The organism is Vibrio sp. R15-SG3-ISO1A (assembly GCF_059833955.1).
This window is the reverse complement of sequence record NZ_JCBDGH010000074.1, coordinates 1-21,104: the sequence shown is the minus strand read 5'-3', so window position 1 is coordinate 21,104 and position 21,104 is coordinate 1. Positions and strand designations below refer to the sequence as shown.

Here is a 21,104-nt window from a genome sequence, read left to right as displayed (position 1 = left end):
TAGGAACTATTGCTATATCTGAAACACAGAAAATCGCTCATCTAAAGCGCGACATCGTTAACTGAAGACGCCCACGCTCAACTCGAGCATTCTTCGTTCTGTCGTTTCGACATAGCAATAGTCCCTATATCCCAATTGAAGAGGATTCTATCGTGGCTCGTAAAACACCGATTGAGCGCTACCGTAATATTGGTATCGTCGCTCACGTAGACGCAGGTAAAACCACCACAAGTGAACGTATTCTATTCTACACTGGTCTTTCTCATAAGATTGGTGAGGTTCACGATGGCGCTGCTACCATGGACTGGATGGAGCAGGAGCAAGAGCGTGGTATCACTATCACCTCCGCTGCCACGACCACTTTCTGGCGTGGTATGGAAGCGCAATTCCAAGATCACCGCATTAACATCATTGATACTCCTGGACACGTTGATTTTACCATCGAAGTAGAGCGCTCGTTGCGCGTACTCGACGGCGCCGTTGTCGTTTTCTGTGGTTCATCTGGTGTTGAGCCGCAATCGGAAACGGTTTGGCGTCAAGCAGACAAGTATCATGTCCCTCGCATGGTGTTCGTCAATAAGATGGACCGTGCAGGCGCTGACTTCCTTCGTGTCGTTAAGCAAATCAAGACTCGTTTGGGCGCCAATCCTGTGCCTATCCAACTTAACGTTGGTGCGGAAGATGAGTTCCGAGGCGTGATTGATCTTATCAAGATGAAGATGATCAACTGGAACGAAGCTGACCAAGGTATGACCTTCAATTATGAAGAGATTCCAGCAGATATGGTTGATCTGGCTGAAGAGTGGCGCAGTAACCTAGTTGAATCAGCAGCGGAAGCCAGCGAAGAGTTGATGGACAAATACCTTGAAGAAGGTGAGTTGACCGAGAGTGAAATCAAGCAAGCACTTCGCACTCGTACACTGAATAACGAAATCGTATTGGCCACTTGTGGTAGTGCGTTTAAGAACAAAGGCGTGCAAGCCGTGCTGGATGCCGTGGTGGAATACCTACCATCACCGATCGATGTACCTGCGATCAAAGGCATCGATGAGAACGAAAACGACGTTGAGCGCCATGCTGACGATAACGAACCGTTCTCAGCGTTGGCATTTAAAATTGCCACCGACCCGTTTGTTGGCACGCTTACCTTCATGCGCGTTTACTCAGGTGTCGTCAACTCAGGCGATGCTGTGTACAACTCAGTGAAGCAGAAGAAAGAGCGCTTTGGGCGTATCGTTCAGATGCATTCCAACAAGCGTGAAGAGATCAAAGAAATCCGCGCGGGTGACATTGCGGCTGCGATCGGCCTGAAAGATGTCACCACGGGTGATACGCTTTGTGATGCAAACCACAAGGTGATCCTAGAGCGCATGGAATTCCCTGCTCCAGTGATTCAGATTGCCGTAGAGCCACGCTCTGTTGCCGATCAAGAAAAGATGGCGATTGCGTTGGGTAAACTGGCTGCAGAAGATCCCTCATTCCGCGTCGAAACGGATGATGAAACGGGTCAAACCTTGATCTCGGGTATGGGTGAGCTTCACTTAGATATCATCGTTGACCGAATGAAGCGTGAGTTCAGCGTCGACTGCAACGTAGGTAAACCTCAGGTGGCTTACCGTGAAACGATCCGCGGCAGCGCGGAAGTGGAAGGCAAGTTTGTTCGCCAATCTGGTGGTCGTGGTCAATATGGTCACGTATGGATCAAACTAGAGCCCTCTGAACCGGGTGCGGGTTTTGTCTTTGTCGACGAAATCGTGGGTGGTGTGGTTCCTAAGGAATACATCAGCTCGGTAGCGAAAGGTATCGAAGAGCAAATGAACAGTGGTGTTCTAGCAGGCTACCCTGTACTAGATATTAAAGCGACCTTGTTCGACGGTTCTTACCACGATGTTGACTCTAACGAGATGGCGTTTAAGATCGCTGGCTCGATGGCATTCAAGAAGGGTTCATTAGAAGCACAACCTGTACTTCTTGAGCCGATGATGAATGTTGAAGTCACCACTCCTGAAGACTGGATGGGTGACGTTGTAGGTGACCTCAACCGCCGTCGCGGTATGATCGAAGGTATGGACGATGGTGTTGCGGGTATTAAAATTATCCGTGCCCAAGTGCCACTCTCTGAGATGTTTGGTTACGCTACAGACCTCCGTTCTGCGACTCAAGGCCGTGCGTCTTACTCTATGGAGTTTAATGAGTACGCTGAAGTACCGAAAAACTTTGCAGACAAAATTGTTGCAGAGCGAGGTTATTAATGAAGCGGCTTGATCATTGAAAAAGTGTGTGCTTTTTTTAAAGATCAAGGCGTCGAAATATTGCGCTGACGGACGTTGGCGCATAAAATAGCAATTTCTGGCGCGTCTCGATCAATTCTGATCGTGGCGAATCATAACTAGGAAGGAACACGAACGTGTCTAAAGAAAAATTTGAACGTGTAAAACCGCACGTAAACGTTGGTACTATCGGCCACGTTGACCACGGTAAAACAACTCTAACTGCAGCTATCTGTACTACTCTTGCAAAAGTTTACGGCGGTGCTGCTCGTGACTTCGCATCTATCGATAACGCTCCAGAAGAGCGTGAGCGCGGTATCACAATCGCAACTTCTCACGTAGAGTACGACACTCCAACTCGTCACTACGCACACGTAGACTGTCCAGGACACGCGGATTATGTTAAGAACATGATCACAGGTGCTGCACAGATGGACGGTGGTATCCTAGTTGTTGCTGCGACAGATGGCCCAATGCCACAAACTCGTGAGCACATCCTACTAGGCCGTCAGGTTGGTATTCCTTACATCATCGTATTCATGAACAAATGTGACATGGTTGACGATGAAGAGCTACTAGAACTAGTAGAAATGGAAGTACGTGAACTTCTATCTGAGTACGATTTCCCAGGTGATGATCTACCAGTTATCCAAGGTTCTGCACTAGGCGCACTAAACGGCGAAGAGCAGTGGGAAGCGAAAATTGTTGAACTAGCAGAAGCGCTAGACAACTACATCCCAGAGCCAGAGCGTGCAGTAGACATGCCGTTCCTAATGCCAATCGAAGACGTATTCTCAATCCAAGGTCGTGGTACTGTAGTAACAGGTCGTATCGAGCGCGGTATCCTAAACGTAGGTGACGAAGTTGCTATCGTAGGTATCAAAGACACTACTACTACAACATGTACTGGTGTTGAGATGTTCCGTAAGCTTCTAGACGAAGGTCGTGCGGGTGAGAACGTTGGTGCACTTCTACGTGGTACTAAGCGTGACGAAGTTGAGCGTGGTCAAGTACTAGCTAAGCCTGGTTCAATCACTCCACACACTAAGTTCGAGTCAGAAGTTTACGTACTGTCTAAAGATGAAGGTGGTCGTCACACTCCATTCTTCAAAGGCTACCGTCCACAGTTCTACTTCCGTACAACTGACGTAACAGGTAACATCGAGCTACCTGAAGGCGTAGAAATGGTAATGCCAGGCGATAACATCAAGATGACTGTAGAGCTAATCGCACCAATCGCGATGGACGAAGGCCTACGTTTCGCGATCCGCGAAGGTGGCCGTACAGTTGGTGCTGGTGTTGTTGCTAAGATCTTCGACTAATTCTTACGAATTAATTGAAATCTAGCACTTCTCTTCATTCGTGAAGAAAGCGCGACAAGAAAAAGGGGGAGCTTAGGCTTCCCTTTTTCGTTTCTTGACGGCGAGCGAATGAGATGAGTTATAAGAAAAACATCGACGAGAAGAGATGTCGCTATTATTTTTATCGCTAGATCATTAGCTTACTGGCGGCATTGAAAATGCTTCGCTGCTAAGTGAATCAGACCCACATTTCCTCATTTCTTTTATAACCAATCGATCTATATTTTACTCATTTGAGACTGGTAATAAGAATGGTTCTCTTTTATATTCAATCTAGAAGTCGTTAGGTCAGGTAGTAAAATTATGTTCGTTTGTTTGTGTCATGGCGTCTCGGATAAAAAAATCCGCAAGTTAGTTGTTGAAGAGGGCGTGACCGATATAAAAGGAATCAAGAAATGCACAGCCTTAGGCACCCAATGTGGTAAGTGTGTGCGCACGGCGAAAGAGATCATCAACGAATCGGCAGTGAATCTGTTTAAACAAGCTAGCTAATCCACTAGCTAAAAATGTGTCGACTTTTTTGACACCTTCTCATTTGGTTCTACAGTTAAAAGAGCCAAAGAGGAGGGCTTCTGTCATGAAAGGCGATCCAATTATTATCCAGCATCTCAACAAAATTCTCGGCAATGAGCTCGTTGCCATCAACCAATACTTTCTTCATGCTCGTATGTACAAGGACTGGGGACTAAAGCACCTCGCAGACAAAGAGTACCATGAGTCTATCGACGAGATGAAACACGCCGACCATCTCATCGAGCGCATTTTGTTTCTAGAGGGCATTCCTAATCTTCAAGACCTGGGTAAGTTGATGATCGGGGAAGACACCAAAGAAATGCTCGAATGCGATCTGAAGTTAGAGCTGATAGCCATACCGGATTTGAAAGACGCCATTGCATACGCGGAAGACATTCGAGACTACGTCTCTCGTGATCTGTTCCAAGAAATCCTAGAAGATGAAGAAGAACACGTGGATTGGCTTGAAACGCAACTTGGATTGATTGATATGACCGGTATCGAAAACTACCTCCAAGCGCAATTTGTTGATGAAGATTAACTAACGTTTCACCAACGTCACTACCGAAGCTGAGTGTATGCGTTGCCTACAACGCACACTCGGCAACCTAGCCAAGTTTGTCATACCTAACTCATCTTTTCTCTTGCTTAAACTGCTTTCTTTCTGTACTATTCCGGCTCCTTAAATCTCAGTCAATTATCTTTAGTTCCTTGCTTCCTCTGGACGACTGAGCCAATTGTGGAAGCTGAATAATCCGTAAGGAGCAACCCATGCGTCATTACGAAATCGTATTCATGGTGCACCCAGATCAAAGCGAGCAAGTTGCTGGCATGATCGAGCGTTACACTGGTTCAATCACTGAAGCTGGTGGTACTATCCACCGTCTAGAAGACTGGGGCCGCCGTCAACTGGCTTACCCAATCAACAAGCTTCACAAAGCTCACTACGTTCTAATGAACGTGGAAGCTGATCAAGCTGTTATTGATGAGCTAGAAACTGCTTTCCGTTTCAACGATGCAGTTCTACGTAACATGATCATGCGTACTAAAGCGGCTATCACTGAGCAGTCTATCATGCTTAAGCAGAAAGAAGAGCGTGCTCCTCGTCGCGAAGAGCGTGCTGAAGCTAAGCCAGAAGCAGCGGCTGAGTAATTTCACTTATGACCAATCGAATGGAGCTCAGTGGCACCATTGCTAAGCCTCCTATTCGAAGTAAAAGCCCAAGTGGTATTGAACACTGTCGGTTTTGGTTAGAGCATCGCTCGACCATGATTGAAGCTGACCTACCGAGACAAGTCTATTGTCGTCTACCGGTCGTGATCAGTGGGCAAAGGTCACAAGCATTGACTCAGAATTTAGTACAAGGCAGTAACATTAAGGTAAGTGGTTTTGTCGCTTATCAAACCGGCCGAAATGGCGTTGGGAAATTAGTGTTACATGCCGACAACATTACTCAAATTTAAGATCAGGAGATAGCCCATGGCTCGTTTCTTCCGTCGTCGTAAATTCTGCCGTTTCACTGCAGAAGGCGTACAAGAGATTGATTACAAAGACGTAGCAACTCTTAAAAACTACATCACTGAAGCTGGTAAAATCGTTCCTAGCCGTATCACTGGTACAAGCGCTAAATACCAACGTCAACTAGCTCGCGCTATTAAGCGTTCACGCTACCTAGCTTTACTTCCGTACACTGACAAGCATCAGTAATCGGTCGTTTTATTAAGAAAGAGGATTAAGCAATGCAAGTTATTCTACTTGATAAAATCGGTAACCTAGGTGGTCTTGGTGACACTGCAAACGTTAAATCTGGCTACGCTCGTAACTTCCTTATCCCACAAGGTAAAGCAGTTATGGCAACTAAGACTAACGTTGAGATGTTCGAAGCTCGTCGCGCTGAGCTAGAAGCAAAAGTTGCTGAGCAACTTGCTGCTGCAGAAGCTCGCGCTGAGAAAGTGAACGCACTAGAAGCGGTCGTTATTGCTTCTAAAGCTGGTGACGAAGGTAAACTATTCGGTTCTATCGGTACTCGTGACATCGCTGATGCAATCACTGCAGCTGGCGTTGAAGTAGCTAAGAGCGAAGTTCGCCTTCCTGAAGGTGCTCTACGTACTACTGGTGAGTTTGAAATCAGCATCCAACTTCACTCTGAAGTATTTGCTGCTATCAACCTACAAGTTGTACCAGCTGAGTAATTCAGTCTTAAGACGAATAGCAAAACACCAGCCTCGGCTGGTGTTTTTTTATGTCTGCTATTTTGCTCAGGGTTCTTCTTTCATTTAGAACACAAACAGCAAGTTGACCGAAAACATACTATCAGCTTTGCTTAGCCCTTCTGGAACCTTATCGTGATATTGGCGATTGTGAGTGAGTTTAAGCGCAATATCCTCAGTGATGTTGTTGGTGACACTGATGTCGGTATCGGTTCGGGTGTTACTGTGGCCGCTAACCCAAGTCACGTCCGCGGAGAGACGTAGGCTTTCAAGCACTTGCCAACTGCTGTTGATGTTGCCACGAAAAATCGCTTCCCTCACAATGTTGGGAAAGATGATATCGTCATCATCAATTTCATCAAGGTTGGGTTCTTGGTAGCGATAACCCGGACCGACTTCGACTTCAAGCAAGAAGTCATCCGTGTTTGATAACTGATAACCGAGCCCTCCCGAAAGCGTGTGATCTTTGTAGTACGCGGTGTACTTTGAGTTGACCCCTTTATAACTCGAATAGAGGTAGGTCTTGGGCCCAAGTTTATAGTCACCTTGCATAGTGTAGGTGGACTGCCGCTTGTCTTCTGTCCCATCTTTGTAGAGCAGGTAGTATTTCCACTCTCCGCTGGTACGGTAGCGACCTTTAATGTACTCGGCACTTAAACGAGAGTTGAGCGATTCGGAGTCGGAGTTGCCCTTATGTGCTTGATAGCCGAATTCGACCTCTGTATCCCAGGGGGAAGGTACTTGGATATCCATTTCACTTTGATCCGTACTATCTGCGTAGGCCAAGGACGAGCCTATTAACCCCACGCACAATAACCAAAGTTTTGACACTCAGTACCTCTCGGTCGAAAAATAACAGGGCGCAATAATAAACAGGCTTTGTATTGACTTGGTCAGGGCGGAGTCAAAACTCAAATCGGATCGTTGTTCCTCGCTTGAAACGGGAGACATAGCGATGATTCTCGTTATAATGTCCGGTCAGGAACAAGTTGTTGAGTGAAATCATGGCCCAGAGCAGAGTAGAGAATCGGAACCTTAAACCACGAGACGCCCAAGTCGATGCCATCAAAGTCCCACCGCACTCATTAGAAGCCGAGCAGTCGGTCATTGGTGGCTTGCTTTTGGATAACGAGCGTTGGGATACTGTCTCTGAGCGTGTGGTCGCCAAAGATTTCTACAGTCGACCTCACCGTTTAGTGTTTCAAGCGGTTCAAGCCATTTTGGAAGCCAACAAGCCGCTTGATCTCATCACCTTGTCAGAATTTTTAGAGCAGCGCGAACAGCTTGATGAAGTAGGCGGCTTTGCTTATCTGGCGGACTTAGTCAAAAACACCCCGAGTGCGGCGAACATCAATGCGTACGCAGACATTGTGGCTGAGCGCGCACTGGTTCGCGATCTGATCGGTGTTGCCAATGAGATTGCCGATGCCGGCTACGATCCACAAGGACGCAGCTCAGAAGATCTGCTCGACTTGGCTGAGAGTAAAGTATTTGCCATTGCCGAGTCGCGCACCAATGAGAATGAAGGTCCGCAGAACGTCGACAACATTCTGGAAAAAACCCTCGAACGTATCGAACTGTTGTACAAAACGCCGCAAGACGGCGTGACTGGTGTCAACACGGGCTTTACCGATCTCAACAAGAAAACCGCGGGTCTACAGGGCTCTGATTTGGTCATTGTCGCAGCGCGTCCATCGATGGGTAAAACCACCTTTGCGATGAACTTATGTGAGACCGCTGCGATGGAGCAAGACAAGCCCGTGCTGATCTTCTCTCTTGAGATGCCCGCGGAACAGATCATGATGCGTATGCTCGCCTCGTTGTCGCGTGTTGATCAAACGAAAATTCGTACCGGTCAGTTGGATGATGAAGACTGGGCGCGTATCTCATCGACCATGGGGATTCTCATGGAGAAGAAGAACATGTACATCGATGACAGCTCAGGTTTGACACCGACGGAAGTGCGCTCGCGCGCTCGTCGTGTGGCTCGCGATCATGGCGGTCTGTCGATGATCATGGTCGACTACCTTCAGCTCATGCGCGTCCCTGCGATGTCGGATAACCGGACGTTGGAAATTGCAGAGATTTCTCGCTCATTGAAAGCGCTGGCTAAAGAGCTCAATGTGCCTGTGGTGGCGCTGTCTCAGTTGAACCGTTCCTTGGAGCAACGAGCCGATAAACGTCCGGTGAACTCGGATCTGCGTGAATCGGGCTCTATCGAGCAGGACGCCGACTTGATCATGTTCATCTACCGTGACGAGGTGTACAACCCAGATAGCCCGATGAAAGGGACCGCAGAGATTATCTTGGGTAAGCAGCGTAACGGTCCGATTGGTTCAGTGCGACTGACCTTCCAAGGTCAATGGTCGCGCTTTGACAATTACGCGGGTCCTGCGTTTGATATGGATGATGAATAATCGATGAGTTACATGAAAGCGGCAACCGCATCGATTAATTTGGATGCGCTGAAACACAATTTGGCTCGCATTAAACACCAAGCGCCGAGCAGCAAAATCATGGCCGTGGTGAAAGCGAACGGATACGGGCATGGACTTCGTCACGTTGCCAAGCACGCTGAAGGTGCGGACGCGTTTGGCGTCGCGCGCATTGAAGAGGCGCTGGGGCTTCGCGCTTGTGGTGTGGTGAAACCTATCCTCCTTCTCGAAGGCTTTTATTCGCCAGGGGATTTACCTGTATTAGTCACCAACAACATCCAAACGGTGGTGCACTGTGAAGAGCAGCTTCAAGCATTAGAAGACGCCGAGTTGGATACTCCTGTTGTGGTTTGGCTGAAAGTCGACAGCGGTATGCATCGCTTAGGTGTCAGGCCAGAGCAATACGAAAGGTTTGTTGCCCGTTTGAAGCGCTGCCCGAATGTGGCGAAGCCGCTGCGTTACATGAGTCATTTTGGCTGCGCTGATGAGCTGGAAAGCAGCACCACGCAAGAGCAAACCGAGCTGTTTCTCTCTTTGACGCAAGGTTGTGAAGGTGAGCGTTCTCTCGCCGCGTCTGCGGGTTTACTGGCTTGGCCAGAGAGTCAGTTAGAGTGGGTGAGACCCGGCATCATCATGTATGGCGTGTCGCCATTTAATGATCAAAGCGCGGCGGATCTCGGCTATAAGCCAGTGATGACGTTAAAATCCCACCTCATTGCGGTTCGAGATGTGAAGCAAGGGGAAAAGGTCGGCTACGGCGGCACATGGACTTGTGCGCAAGACACCAAAGTCGGCGTGATTGCGATTGGTTACGGCGATGGCTACCCAAGAACCGCGCCCAATGGCACCCCTGTGCTGGTCAATGGTCGCAGAGTGCCGATTGTCGGTAGAGTGTCGATGGATATGCTGACGGTCGATCTTGGCGGTGACGCACAAGACAAAGTGGGTGATGAAGCGATTCTTTGGGGGCAAGATTTACCCTCCGAAGAGGTGGCGTCCCACATTGGCACTATTGCTTATGAACTGGTGACTAAGCTCACTTCGCGCGTTGAGATGGATTACCAAAAGTCTCTGCAAAGCTATGAATAAACTGCGAATGCTGGCCCTAGTGGCCAGCTTTTTTATCGCTACCTTCTGCCACAGCGGCGAGAAAGATTCTGCGTTTTTGCCCTTTTATTTTAGTACCGAAACGCTCGGCAACACCTTAGGTGTTGCTGGGGTGGCGAAAGGCGTAGGGCAACCGCAAACCGTGCTCTTTGGCATGGGGTTGTACTCTGATAAAGCCAGTTATCTTGGTTATGTTGCGGCGTTCAATTACGCACTCTCCCCCCATTGGCTGGTTAGTACGCAGATGTACCAAGCGCGCTTTAATGACAACCCTTATTACCTTGGAGAACAGGGGAGCAATGCGTCGCCTACGGGGGGCAGCACCATCACCAACGGTGATGAGCAGAACTACCAATTCGAGTTTAAATATTTGCTCCCTTGGGGGTTGGTTTCACAGCATGGCATGAGTGGTGTGTTTGCGCCGTCACGTCCGGTCAGCACCGCCTCACCTTACGACTCTGGCGTCACTTCCATCAGCGTGACGCCGTTTTACTCAGAGCGTCAACTTGATGTCTACACTCAGGCAGAGAAAGCCACTGGCGTTGAGGTAAGCCTAGATTGGGATAATAGAGACAGTGTCCGCAACCCAACCAAAGGCTCTCACTCGGCGTTCACGGTCAGCATGGGCACAGAGCAGCGCCTTAGCGATAGCTGGATAAAGTGGGAAGCGCAGAGCAGCCAGTATGTTGCTCTTGGGCCTTTGGGCAGTTGGTTTGATCAGCAAGTGCTGGCGTTTGATGTCTATGTCGCAGACACGCCGACCTGGGATGCCTGTGAGGGTTGTGCGAGACCGCCAGAGCAACTTCAGGCGCGACTCGGCGGTTTATATCGCCTACGAGGCTTTACCGCAGGGCGGTATCACGGTCGCTCGGCGCTGCACTACTCGATGGAGTATCGTGTCTTACCCGATTGGCAGCCGCTAGAGAGTGTGCCCGTTCTTAATTATTACGATCTGCCTTGGTGGCAGTGGGTACTGTTTGCCGAAGCCGGTCGTGTGGCTGATGAGTTTGATTTAGCCACACTTCACTCAGATATGCAGTGGAACCTTGGCGGAGCAGTGAGGCTTCAGGTCGAAGGCGTAGTCGTTCGCGCCGAAATCGCGAAAGGAGCGGAAGAAGGCACGTTTCGCGTGATGATCAATCAGCCGTTCTAATCACACCGATGGGCTCTACTCTCCTTGTAGGGTGGCCATAATGGTTCGTTTCCCACCGTTGTCTCGGTGTTCACCCAGATAAATCCCCTGCCATGTGCCCAGTGCTAATCGACCTTGTCGAATCGGAATCATGACACTGGCGCCGAGAATCGACGCTTTAATGTGCGCGGGCATATCATCATCACCTTCATAAGTATGACGGTAGTAAGGCGCGTTTTGTGGCACAAAGTGATTAAAGTGCGCTTCCATATCGCTGCGCACGGTAGGATCGGCGTTCTCATTGAGGGTAAGACTTGCGGACGTATGTTGGATGAACAGCTGTAATAAACCGACAGAAATCGATTGAATTTGTGGCAATTGTTGCTCAATTTCATCGGTAATGAGATGAAACCCGCGCGGTTTCGCGCGCAATTGTACTTGGGCCTGAGACCACATAAAGACTCCTTATCTAGACAAACCCGCTGGCAAAATTGCTTAGGGTTAGTGCAGTGATTAACGGTGCAGCATCACCAAAATCAATGCTATTATTCCACGTGCAACGACGCAGTTGCTCGGTTTTGAAGCGGGTAACGTGACCTAACTCAAAGAGAGTGAGGGTACCCTAGGTCATAATGAGCAACTGAAAAAAAATTACAATTATTCTTCATTTTCAAATTCGGGGATTCCACCAGTTTTCGCTAGACTGAATGGAATAAAAACGGACTGTAACATCGGGACAACGACCATGTTGAAAACTATCAATCCAACGCAGACATCCGCTTGGAAAGCACTCACTGCACATTTTGAATCCGCGCAAGATATGGATCTTAAAGCGCTCTTCGCACAAGACCCAGCGCGCTTTGACAAATTTTCGACTCGCTTTGGCGACGATATGCTTGTCGACTACTCAAAAAACCTCATCAATGAAGAGACGTTAAAGCACCTGTTTGCTTTGGCGCAAGAAACGGATCTGGCGTCCGCGATTGAGGCCATGTTCAGTGGTGACACCATCAACCAAACCGAAGGCCGCAGCGTTCTGCACGTGGCGTTGCGTAATCGCAGCAACACGCCAATTATGGTCAATGGTGAAGATGTCATGCCAGCGGTGAACGCGGTTCTAGAGAAGATGAAATCGTTCTCTGAGCGTGTGATTGGCGGTGAGTGGAAAGGCTACACAGGCAAAGCCATCACCGATGTCGTGAACATTGGTATCGGCGGCTCTGACCTAGGCCCATACATGGTGACTGAAGCGCTCGCGCCGTACAAAACACACCTCAACATGCACTTTGTCTCTAACGTTGATGGCACCCACATCGCTGAAACGTTGAAGAAAGTAAACCCAGAAACCACACTCTTCCTTGTGGCATCGAAAACCTTCACCACGCAAGAAACCATGACCAATGCGCACTCTGCTCGTGATTGGTTCTTAGCATCAGCGGGTGATGAAGCGCACGTAGCTAAGCACTTTGCGGCCTTGTCGACTAACGCTAGCGCGGTGTCTGAGTTCGGTATTGATACTGACAACATGTTTGAGTTCTGGGATTGGGTCGGCGGTCGTTACTCACTGTGGTCTGCGATCGGTTTGTCGATTGTATTGGGTGTCGGCTACGACAACTTCATCGAGCTACTGACCGGTGCTCATGAGATGGACAACCACTTCAAGTCGACAGAGCTTGAGAGCAACATTCCAGTGATCATGGCGTTGATCGGTATTTGGTACAACAACTTCCATGGCGCAGAGTCGGAAGCTATTTTGCCATACGATCAGTATATGCACCGCTTCGCAGCTTACTTCCAGCAAGGTAACATGGAATCCAACGGTAAGTTTGTCGATCGCAACGGTGATGCTGTGACTTACCAAACGGGCCCTATCATTTGGGGTGAGCCAGGAACCAATGGTCAGCACGCGTTCTACCAGTTGATTCACCAAGGCACTAAGTTGATCCCATCGGATTTCATCGCGCCAGCGTTGAGCCACAACCCAACCGGCGATCACCATCAGAAATTGATGTCGAACTTCTTTGCTCAGACTGAAGCACTTGCGTTTGGTAAATCTGCAGAGACAGTGAAAGCGGAGTTCTTGGCGGCAGGCAAAACGGAGCAGGAAGTGGAAGCACTGGTGCCATTCAAAGTGTTTGAAGGTAACCGCCCAACGAACTCCATCTTAGTTAAGCAGATCACTCCACGCACATTGGGCCAATTGATTGCGATGTACGAGCACAAGATCTTTGTTCAAGGCGTGATTTGGAACATCTTCAGCTTCGACCAATGGGGTGTGGAGCTCGGTAAACAGTTGGCGAACCAGATCCTACCTGAGCTAGGCGATGACGCGCCAGTGAGCTCTCACGATAGCTCGACCAATGGCTTGATCAACGCGTTCAAAGCACTGAAAGCGTAATGATCGGCTGTTGACCGCCAAGTATGAAAACGCCAGCGATGTCGCTGGCGTTTTTTTATCGTCTGATTTTGCTTTATCTGACATTACACCGTGTGGTGAATGGAGGAGCTTGACGCGTCGGTATTGGCGCTAAATTTCTGATTGAGGAGCGCCAACAGCTGATCGTAATACTGGGTGTTGGGCTTATTCCCTAGCAGTTTGCACAGCTCGTTGCCGGTAGGACTAAAACGGTAGTAGAGCAGTCTCACGCCTTTGCTGTGCGCTTGCAACAAGAGTTGTTTTCCTTGGTAGGTCAACGCCAGTGGTGAGTCGAGCTCAATCTCGCCCGATTCGAGCTCTGCTGAGTGCATCAGCCCCAGTTCAAACAACACCAATAAACTCGAATAGGGGAGTTGGAAGTTGCCGACATTGATGTTGTTGGTGGTATTTCGCTTGCCAAAACTAAAAATGCCCCCTTGGGCGCGGTAACCGATCAAGAGCTTGCGGCTGTTGTCTCCGCCAAAACTGCACGCCAGTGAGGATGCGCGTTGTAAGATCTGCGCCTCTTTAGGCGTCATATCTTGCAGCACTTTTAGGGCTTTCATCGACGTGGAGCCAGGGTTGGTGACTTCACGCTTCAGCACCTGAGCCCACAAACGTTGCATGGCGCTGTTGTGCACCTCTTGCGCCATATCGAAGAATCGATACAACCAATCTTGGTCAGGGTCGCCTGCGGTTTCATTCTTACATGAGGTGTGAGCAAGCTTTAGGATTTGCTCAAGGTTTTTCTGTCTGAGCTCTTTGCGTTTACGCTCGCGCACCAAAGCGCGTTCGAGCGCCGTTTTTTCCGGCGTTTGCGCTTGCAGCATGGCATCCAACCCATATTGCTGGGCGATGGTGAGAATACGGCTGGCGCTGTCTTTGACGTAGCTGGATTTTTTTTCTTGCTTATGGGTGTGGGTGGCGTCGTGCTCAATCACAACCGGCTTATTTGGCTCAGACATGATGATATTCCTTAGCAGTCATATCGTTATTAAATCATATTGCACGCCGATGCCGGATGCTACCCGCCATAGAGTGTGATGCTTATCCTAATAAGATTATAAAAATATCACTATCACGAATGATAATAAGTTGTTAAAATTGTTGCTATTGTTTTGGAGGGCTTTATGAAGTTTTCAAGTGATGAAAAACTGAAAAAGCACCTGCTAATCGCCTTTTTACTCCTGACTTATCTCGGGATCCTAGCGTACCTCTCTCGATATCTGACCTAAGCTGGGCGTTTAACAGGTTGCTTTATTGTTAATGGATTCGAGGGGTTACTGATCGTCGTACTCAGTAATCGCGGTGCCTTCAATCAGGTAACCCGTTTCGGCCAGCTCATGACTCATGGTTTCTGTCTTGAGCGTACCCACCACATAAATCACGTCCCACAGCTGTTGCACTGGCGCCCCTTGAGGGAACTTCACGTAAATGATCTGGTTTGGTGGCGGTGGCGGTACGTGAATACAGGCACCAAAGTAAGGCACAAGCAAGAATTCGGTGACCTTCTCTGCATCCCCTTCTAAAGGAATGACAAAGCCAGGGATTCGCACTGTGCTGCCGTTAAGATCTTGGCGCACGCCACCAATCTTTGATTGCTCCATCGTGCCACCTGAGTGGTCTACGTTTGGATCCGGCATGCCGAATGAGTCAAACTGGTTGCGTTCATTCTCTGGTACGAGATCGATCCACTCTAAGGTTAATGGCTTCGAGGCGTGGCTGAAAAAGCTGGTCATTACCATGCTCATTGCCAGCATAAATATAGAAACGATTTTGGTCATAATTACACTCTAATTGTCATTCCATCACTGAGAGATTGCCTGTAGGCGCGCAACGCGGGAATAAAGCCAATGACGGTTCCCGCCAGTTGAACAGCACCAAGTAGCATCAGTTCATACTGGGACAATATCTGCATTTGTAGGTTGATGCCATAGCTTTGTTGGATAATCGGCGCGGCAATGGCGAGCGCGAGATACAAGAAAGCGGTGCCGGTTAAGATGCCGATGAAGGTCAGCGTACTGGCTTCTAAAATCAGCAAACTAAAGACATGGCGCGGTCTTGCGCCCATCGCGCGGAGAATCGCCATCTCTCGGCGGCGCTCTTGTAGGCTGGTTAACAGGCTCGACAGCATCCCCAATAACCCGGCGACCACCACAAAGCCAGAGACGGCCATCAGCGCTTGCTCGGCGACTGACATCATGCTCCACAACTCATGCAGAGCGATCCCCGGCATGATCGCGCTGAGTGGTTCTTTCGTGTAGGTGTTGATGGCACGCTGCAAGCTGAAGGTCTGAATTTTAGATTTTAGCCCGATCAGCATCGCGGTGATTTGTTTCGGCTGGAAGTCCATGCTGGCCAACTGATCCGCGTCTGGGTTGTTGCCCATATTGGCGCCGCTTTCCCATCCCACATGAATGGCTTCAATCGCCTCTAGCGAGACATGCACCGTTTTGTCTACGGGTGTGCCAGTAGGCGCTAAAATACCGACGATAGTAAAAGGGGCATTCTCATGACGGTTAAACGCTACGTCACTGATGCCATGCGCAATGATGATCTCTTCACCAACTTTATAGCCAAGCTCTTTGGCCACATCGGCGCCAATCACGGCTTCCAGTAAGGATTCAAACTCGCGCCCTTGCTTGATGACCAGCGGCTGCTTTTGTCCGTATCGATAGTGTTCAAAATAGCTGTGGTTGGTGCCCATCACGCGAAAACCTCGGTGCGAGTCACCTAGCGAGATAGGAATGGCCCAATCGACCGCGCGATGTTGGCTAAATTCTTGGTAACTTTGCCAATCGATATTATTGGTCGCGTTGCCAATGCGAAACACGGAGTAGAGCAGCAGATTGACCTGCCCAGAGCGTCCACCAACAATCAAATCTGTGCCTGAAATGGTATTGGCAAAGCTGGATTTGGCTTGTGTTCGAATCCGCTCGACACCCAGTAGCAGCACGACGGAAATGGCCACGGTCAAAATGGTCAAGATGGCCGTCATTTTTCGGTTGCGTACACTTTTAAACGCAAGGCTGAGAGTCGGGGTCATACCTGGGCTCCTGCTTGATTGATCTGTTGTAAGTCGAGCGTGCGATCAAATTGCGCTTCTAAGGTCGGGTCATGACTCACAAACAGCAGGGTAGAGTTGGCTTGGTTGACTTGCTCAAGCAACAGCTCAATAAAAGCGCTGCGGTTGTTGTAATCGAGCGCAGAGGTCGGCTCATCAGCGATAATGATTTGTGGCTGACCGATCAAGGCTCTAGCGGCCGCGACGCGTTGCTGCTGACCAATGCTCAGTTCAACCACAGGTTTATTGATCAGTGCCTGTGGCAGACGTAATTTATCCAATAGCTGTTTGGCGTTCTCTTGCAATGATGGGGTTACTTGGCTGCGTCTTAGCGCTGAAAACTGGCACGGCAGCATGACATTTTCCAATACGCTCAAATAGGGCAGCAAATTGAACTGCTGGAAGATGTAGCCTATTTGGTCGGCGCGAAAACGGTCACGAGCACTGCCTGAAAGGGCAGACAGATCATGGCCAAGCACTCGAACTTGACCATTTGAGGTGCTATTGATGCCAGTGAGTAAGCCAAGCAGAGTTGATTTCCCGCAGCCACTTGGGCCTTTGATAAACAGATGTTCGCCGCGATTCACGGTTAACGACGGGATGACTAATGTTGGCTCACTGTTGCCAGGCCAGGTGTAATTTACTTGGTTTAACTCGACAACGGGATGCGCTTCTTTTGTCGCCATGAAGAGTCCTTGAGCTTGAAGGCGGCCCAACAGTTGGGCCGCGAATGAGGGTTAATGCTTAAACATCAACGATTAAAATGCAATACGAGTTTGACCTTGCCCGAGTTTCAATGCGGCTTGCGTTTGATCGGTCAATAGGTTCACGCTGATCGCTTCCGTTGATGGGAAGTGGTTAAACCATTGTGTGTCGATGCTGTTAAGCGCTTGAATGCTTTCACACTCATAGTGGTACTCGATGGTGAATTCACCGTGACCACCGTGCGACTCGTGATCGTGTGAGTCATGATCGTGCTTATCATGGTCATGGCTGTCGTGGTCGTGTGAGTCATGATCGTGCTTATCATGGTCATGGCTGTCGTGGTCGTGTGAGTCATGATCGTGTGAATCATGATCGTGGTCATCGTGCCCCTCTTCACCGAGCGTATGAGAGACAGAGCGATGCTCAAGGCGACAGTTGGCCTGTGAGGCCAGCGTGAAAATGGTGCTTGCATCGTTGAGTGTGGTGACGGCGCGGCTTAGCGTCTCTTTTTGCTCATCGGTGTTGGGTGCGTGTTCAAAACCGACGACATCGGCACCGGGAGCGGTGATTTCGATCAAAAGCTCTTTGCCATCTTGGGCAATGTTAAACTCCACTTGACCATGGACGTGGGCATCGTGCTGACGAAATGTCTCTTCGGCAAAGGTGGTGGTTGAGAAAGCAAGCGTCATACCCAGTGCGATTGGTGTGAATGTGTTCATGTTAATTCCTGTGATGATTCATTAAAGGTTTGCCCAACATCGGGCGTTAAAAGGTGCATGAACCTAAGGTGGGTGGCGAGCGAGCTAGGTACGCAAAGGTGCCGAGTTGACGAGAGTAACGAGGCTGCGCCGTCAATACCGAAAAGCGGCTGGGGAATAGGGCAACGATAAGCAGCGCGGCCATGATGCCGTGATGCAAAGCGAGAAACAGCTCGCATTGATGATGGGCGTGGTGATCAGGGTGATGATCTAAGGCGTGTTCCACAGACGCGAAGCTGAGCCATAAGGTCAGCAAGATCGTGGTGAACACGATCAGAGTTCGGTGTGGCGTCGAGAAGAACAATCGCATTATCGGCACATCATCAAAAGCAAACAGGAGCTGTTATAATATAACAACTCCTGTCAGCCGAACAATCGAAACTGTATTACAGATTGTCACGCACAAGATTGAGTACCGTCTCAATCTCAGTCTCAGAGAGAGTGCCTTCTTTGACAAACAGCACTTGGCCTTGCTTGTCTTGCACTATGATCGCCGACGATTTCTCTGCCAGTGCCCATGCGTTGGCCACTGCCCCTTTTTCATCTAACACCATGGAAGACCAAGGAAAGGATTGCTTGCTGTCTTCAGCCGAGGATTTGACGAAAGAGCCCGTCCCCCAAATCGCATCATCTTGGTTGATGATTGAGGTCGTTTGATACTGATCCTCTGGAAATTTTGCCGCCGTAATGGCCGCCATCAGTGGCGCGTTCATCTCTTTGGCGCTGCTACGACCCGCGATCGCTTGGATCACTCTGACCTTGCCCACCAGGTCAGCCGATGACCAAGGGGCAAAGCGGGTTTGGTCACCATCAAGCAAAATTTCACCGTGACTGCTGACGTCCACCGCGGGTACGGCTTGGCCAACCGTCAGGTTGTGTGCAAAGGAGAGCGCTGGAGAGCAAGCCAGCATGAGAGCGAGTAGGGTTTTGTTTTTCATTATGTTCTTCCTTTTATGGTTGCGGAAAAAGTATATACCCTAAATAGACAAAGGGTAGGAATTGTCCTTATTCCTACCCTTGAAAATGTGAATGAGGCAAAATTCGACGCTTAGATAAAGCAGACGCCCGTTCCACCTAATCCACAATAGCCATCTGGGTTTTTGGCTAAATATTGCTGGTGGTACTCCTCGGCGAGATAGTAGGCACCCGCGGGTAAAATGTCGGTGGTAATGGTGCCAAACTGATCGCCGAGCAATGCTTCGTAGCGCGCTTTTGAGGCGATGGCGGTTTGGTATTGTTCATCGCTAAATAGGTAGAGTGCCGAGCGATACTGAGTGCCGATATCATTGCCTTGACGCATGCCTTGAGTCGGGTCGTGACGCTCCCAGAATTTCTCCAATAAGGCGTCAAAGCTTAAGCGACTGGGATCAAACACTACGCGTACCACTTCAGTGTGGCCAGTGTTGCCGGTACACACTTCATCGTAAGTGGGGTTGGGAGTAAAACCACCGGAGTAGCCGACCGAGGTGGTGATCACGCCATCAAGTTGCCAAAACAGGCGTTCGGCGCCCCAGAAACATCCCATGCCGATCAAGACTTCCTCGCAACCTTGCGGCGCTGGCGCGGTCATATTGGATTGATTGACGAAGTGAGTGGGGTTGATGACCATTGGTGTTTCTCGACCGGGTAGGGCAAGATTGGGGTCGATCATGGTCTGTTTGCCTGCCATTGAATTGTCCTTTGTCAGTTATTTGAAAATAGAGCCGCTCATCTGCTGTTTTCGTACAGACTTATGAATTCACTGGCGCTATTATTTTGGTCATTACGTTTGGGTACCTAATTAAGCATGATAAGAACCTCTTTACCAGCACTGTTAACGCTCTTTCTCTCTACAGGGGCACTCGCGCAAGAGGTCTCTTTGTCGATTCTTGGTTTGGACGGCGAGTTAGAAGATAACGTCGAGGCGTATTTATCCTCGATCCCCGAAAAGGAATACAGTACCGGTCTTCGTTTTCAAGCTCGTCTCGAGCGCACCATCACCGAAGCGTTGAATGCGCTTGGTTATTATCACCCAGAGTTTACGTTTCAAGTCGGAAAAGAGAGCACAGAGCTGAGCGTTACGGTGCAGCCCGGCGAGCCAATCTTGATTGAGAAAGTTGATATCCAAATCGCCGGTGAAGCGGCCAATGATGCCGACTTCAGTGCCTTGATTGCCCAAAGCGGTTTGGTCGAAGGTGCTAGGCTCAATCACAGCCAATACGACGCGCTGAAATCTGGGATTCGCAATTTAGCTCTGCGCAAAGGCTACTTTGAAGGCGATTATCAAGTCAGCCGCCTAGAGATTGCGCCTGAGTTGAATCAAGCCTTTATCCGCCTCTACTATGATAGTGGCATGCGCTATGCGTTTGGTCGAAATACCATTAACGGCAGTCAAATCCGCGAGGACCGTGTGGCGTCCTTATCCCCCTATGAAGAGGGCGAGCCCTATTTGGTCTCCAAAGTGGGGGAATACAACCAAAATCTCTCCAATACCGATTGGTTTTCATCGGTGTTTGTCGAGCCTGATCTGAGTTACCTAGGTCAAACTCGTGAGCTGCCGATGAAAGTGTCACTCGCCCCACAAGCGCGCAATCAAATCGAGACGGGTATTGGCTACTCGACCGATGTGGGCGTGCGTGGCACGCTCAAATGGAAAAAGCCTTGGGTGAACGATAAGGGCCACAGCTTTGACAGCAGTTTCTCTTTGTCGATTCCAGAGCAGACCATCACCGCAGGCTATAAAATACCGCTGCAAGACGCGCTCAATGAGTACTACCGCATTCAGTATGGGATGAAAAACCTCGACCAGCGGGACACGCAAAGTCTCGAGTCCAACTTATCTGTTGAACGCCATTGGGTGCTTGACAGCGGCTGGCACCGAACCGTGTATGTTCGCTATTTGCTCGAAAGTTACGAGCAAGGCTTGCAAGACGATACCGGACACTTCCTTCTACCGGGTATCTCCTTCTCACGCAGTCGTGTTCGTGGCGGCACTATGCCGATGTGGGGGGACAGACAAAGCGTCACCATAGAGTATGGCGACCCGAGCGTGATTTCCGAAACGCGTGTGACGCGCATTATGGGCGGCACCACCTGGATTCGTGGCATTGGTCAGAACCATCGCGGCATTTTACGTGTCGATGGCGGGGCGAAC

General features: G+C 49.5%; 23 protein-coding genes. 13 read left to right on the top strand and 10 right to left on the bottom strand.

Going from position 1 to position 21,104, the window contains the following annotated elements; genetic code table 11:
- Nucleotides 1-152 precede the first annotated feature (152 nt).
- The 8 genes from fusA (at nt 153) to rplI (ending at nt 6,336) form a co-directional block, all read left to right on the top strand.
- On the top strand, nt 153-2,252 hold the full coding sequence (gene fusA, locus AC6R0L_RS12360) for an elongation factor G (RefSeq protein ID WP_487903602.1): 2,100 nt from the start codon (nt 153-155) through the stop codon (nt 2,250-2,252).
- Nucleotides 2,253-2,407: 155 nt separating this feature from the next.
- The gene (gene tuf, locus AC6R0L_RS12355) at nt 2,408-3,592 is read left to right on the top strand and encodes an elongation factor Tu (RefSeq protein ID WP_500625637.1); all 1,185 of its coding nucleotides are present in this window, start codon (nt 2,408-2,410) and stop codon (nt 3,590-3,592) included.
- A 342-nt stretch (nt 3,593-3,934) separates the two neighbouring features.
- A complete protein-coding gene (locus AC6R0L_RS12350) occupies nt 3,935-4,123 on the top strand; it encodes a (2Fe-2S)-binding protein (RefSeq protein ID WP_334554990.1) in 189 nt (62 codons plus the stop codon).
- Nucleotides 4,124-4,208: 85 nt separating this feature from the next.
- On the top strand, nt 4,209-4,685 hold the full coding sequence (gene bfr, locus AC6R0L_RS12345; protein WP_500629303.1) for a bacterioferritin: 477 nt from the start codon (nt 4,209-4,211) through the stop codon (nt 4,683-4,685).
- Nucleotides 4,686-4,915: 230 nt separating this feature from the next.
- Entirely contained in the window at nt 4,916-5,296 is a 381-nt protein-coding gene (rpsF, locus tag AC6R0L_RS12340; protein WP_004747103.1) for a 30S ribosomal protein S6, read from the top strand.
- An 8-nt stretch (nt 5,297-5,304) separates the two neighbouring features.
- Nucleotides 5,305-5,607, top strand: coding sequence for a primosomal replication protein N (gene priB / locus AC6R0L_RS12335; protein WP_500629302.1), 303 nt, complete (start codon nt 5,305-5,307; stop codon nt 5,605-5,607).
- A gap of 16 nt (nt 5,608-5,623) precedes the next feature.
- Nucleotides 5,624-5,851: a 30S ribosomal protein S18 gene (gene rpsR, locus AC6R0L_RS12330; RefSeq protein WP_000090472.1), complete on the top strand. Its 228-nt coding sequence runs from the start codon at nt 5,624-5,626 to the stop codon at nt 5,849-5,851.
- 32 nt (nt 5,852-5,883) lie between these two features.
- Nucleotides 5,884-6,336 (top strand): 50S ribosomal protein L9, encoded by a 453-nt coding sequence (gene rplI, locus AC6R0L_RS12325; protein WP_487901818.1) that lies wholly within the window; start codon nt 5,884-5,886, stop codon nt 6,334-6,336.
- Nucleotides 6,337-6,420: 84 nt separating this feature from the next.
- On the opposite strand, the gene AC6R0L_RS12320 is transcribed toward rplI, so the two are convergent.
- On the bottom strand, nt 6,421-7,185 hold the full coding sequence (locus AC6R0L_RS12320; RefSeq protein ID WP_487901817.1) for a DUF481 domain-containing protein: 765 nt from the start codon (nt 7,183-7,185) through the stop codon (nt 6,421-6,423).
- 173 nt (nt 7,186-7,358) lie between these two features.
- On the opposite strand from AC6R0L_RS12320, the gene AC6R0L_RS12315 reads away from it, so the two are divergent.
- The 3 genes from AC6R0L_RS12315 to AC6R0L_RS12305 are packed head-to-tail and all read left to right on the top strand — an operon-like array spanning nt 7,359 to nt 11,049.
- Complete coding sequence (locus tag AC6R0L_RS12315) at nt 7,359-8,771, top strand: replicative DNA helicase (protein WP_500629301.1); 1,413 nt, start codon at nt 7,359-7,361, stop codon at nt 8,769-8,771.
- Between the two features lie 12 nt (nt 8,772-8,783).
- Nucleotides 8,784-9,878 (top strand): alanine racemase, encoded by a 1,095-nt coding sequence (alr, locus tag AC6R0L_RS12310; protein ID WP_500629305.1) that lies wholly within the window; start codon nt 8,784-8,786, stop codon nt 9,876-9,878.
- A complete protein-coding gene (locus tag AC6R0L_RS12305) occupies nt 9,871-11,049 on the top strand; it encodes a BamA/TamA family outer membrane protein (RefSeq protein ID WP_500629300.1) in 1,179 nt (392 codons plus the stop codon). The genes alr and AC6R0L_RS12305 overlap by 8 nt, the downstream gene beginning before the upstream one ends.
- 15 nt (nt 11,050-11,064) lie before the next feature.
- On the opposite strand, the gene AC6R0L_RS12300 is transcribed toward AC6R0L_RS12305, so the two are convergent.
- Nucleotides 11,065-11,484, bottom strand: a complete 420-nt coding sequence (locus AC6R0L_RS12300; protein WP_500629299.1) for a secondary thiamine-phosphate synthase enzyme YjbQ — start codon at nt 11,482-11,484, stop codon at nt 11,065-11,067.
- A gap of 289 nt (nt 11,485-11,773) precedes the next feature.
- On the opposite strand from AC6R0L_RS12300, the gene pgi reads away from it, so the two are divergent.
- Nucleotides 11,774-13,426 (top strand): glucose-6-phosphate isomerase, encoded by a 1,653-nt coding sequence (gene pgi, locus AC6R0L_RS12295; protein WP_334554997.1) that lies wholly within the window; start codon nt 11,774-11,776, stop codon nt 13,424-13,426.
- Nucleotides 13,427-13,509: 83 nt separating this feature from the next.
- Here the strand turns inward: pgi and AC6R0L_RS12290 are convergent, their stop codons facing one another.
- The 8 genes from AC6R0L_RS12290 to msrA form a co-directional block, all read right to left on the bottom strand.
- Complete coding sequence (locus tag AC6R0L_RS12290; RefSeq protein WP_334554998.1) at nt 13,510-14,409, bottom strand: TIGR03899 family protein; 900 nt, start codon at nt 14,407-14,409, stop codon at nt 13,510-13,512.
- A gap of 315 nt (nt 14,410-14,724) precedes the next feature.
- Nucleotides 14,725-15,204 (bottom strand): DUF3299 domain-containing protein, encoded by a 480-nt coding sequence (locus AC6R0L_RS12285; protein WP_500629304.1) that lies wholly within the window; start codon nt 15,202-15,204, stop codon nt 14,725-14,727.
- Between the two features lie 26 nt (nt 15,205-15,230).
- Complete coding sequence (locus AC6R0L_RS12280; protein WP_500629297.1) at nt 15,231-16,490, bottom strand: ABC transporter permease; 1,260 nt, start codon at nt 16,488-16,490, stop codon at nt 15,231-15,233.
- Nucleotides 16,487-17,194: an ABC transporter ATP-binding protein gene (locus AC6R0L_RS12275; RefSeq protein ID WP_500629296.1), complete on the bottom strand. Its 708-nt coding sequence runs from the start codon at nt 17,192-17,194 to the stop codon at nt 16,487-16,489. The genes AC6R0L_RS12280 and AC6R0L_RS12275 overlap by 4 nt, the downstream gene beginning before the upstream one ends.
- A gap of 72 nt (nt 17,195-17,266) precedes the next feature.
- Nucleotides 17,267-17,932, bottom strand: a complete 666-nt coding sequence (gene zrgA / locus AC6R0L_RS12270) for a zinc uptake protein ZrgA (protein WP_500629295.1) — start codon at nt 17,930-17,932, stop codon at nt 17,267-17,269.
- Between the two features lie 46 nt (nt 17,933-17,978).
- Entirely contained in the window at nt 17,979-18,242 is a 264-nt protein-coding gene (locus AC6R0L_RS12265) for a DUF2607 family protein (RefSeq protein WP_500629294.1), read from the bottom strand.
- A gap of 115 nt (nt 18,243-18,357) precedes the next feature.
- Nucleotides 18,358-18,909, bottom strand: coding sequence for a YtfJ family protein (locus tag AC6R0L_RS12260; protein WP_500629293.1), 552 nt, complete (start codon nt 18,907-18,909; stop codon nt 18,358-18,360).
- Between the two features lie 110 nt (nt 18,910-19,019).
- Entirely contained in the window at nt 19,020-19,640 is a 621-nt protein-coding gene (gene msrA, locus AC6R0L_RS12255) for a peptide-methionine (S)-S-oxide reductase MsrA (RefSeq protein WP_487901809.1), read from the bottom strand.
- A gap of 117 nt (nt 19,641-19,757) precedes the next feature.
- On the opposite strand from msrA, the gene AC6R0L_RS12250 reads away from it, so the two are divergent.
- The coding region (locus tag AC6R0L_RS12250; RefSeq protein WP_500629292.1) for an autotransporter assembly complex protein TamA at nt 19,758-21,104 on the top strand (1,347 nt) is incomplete at its 3' end.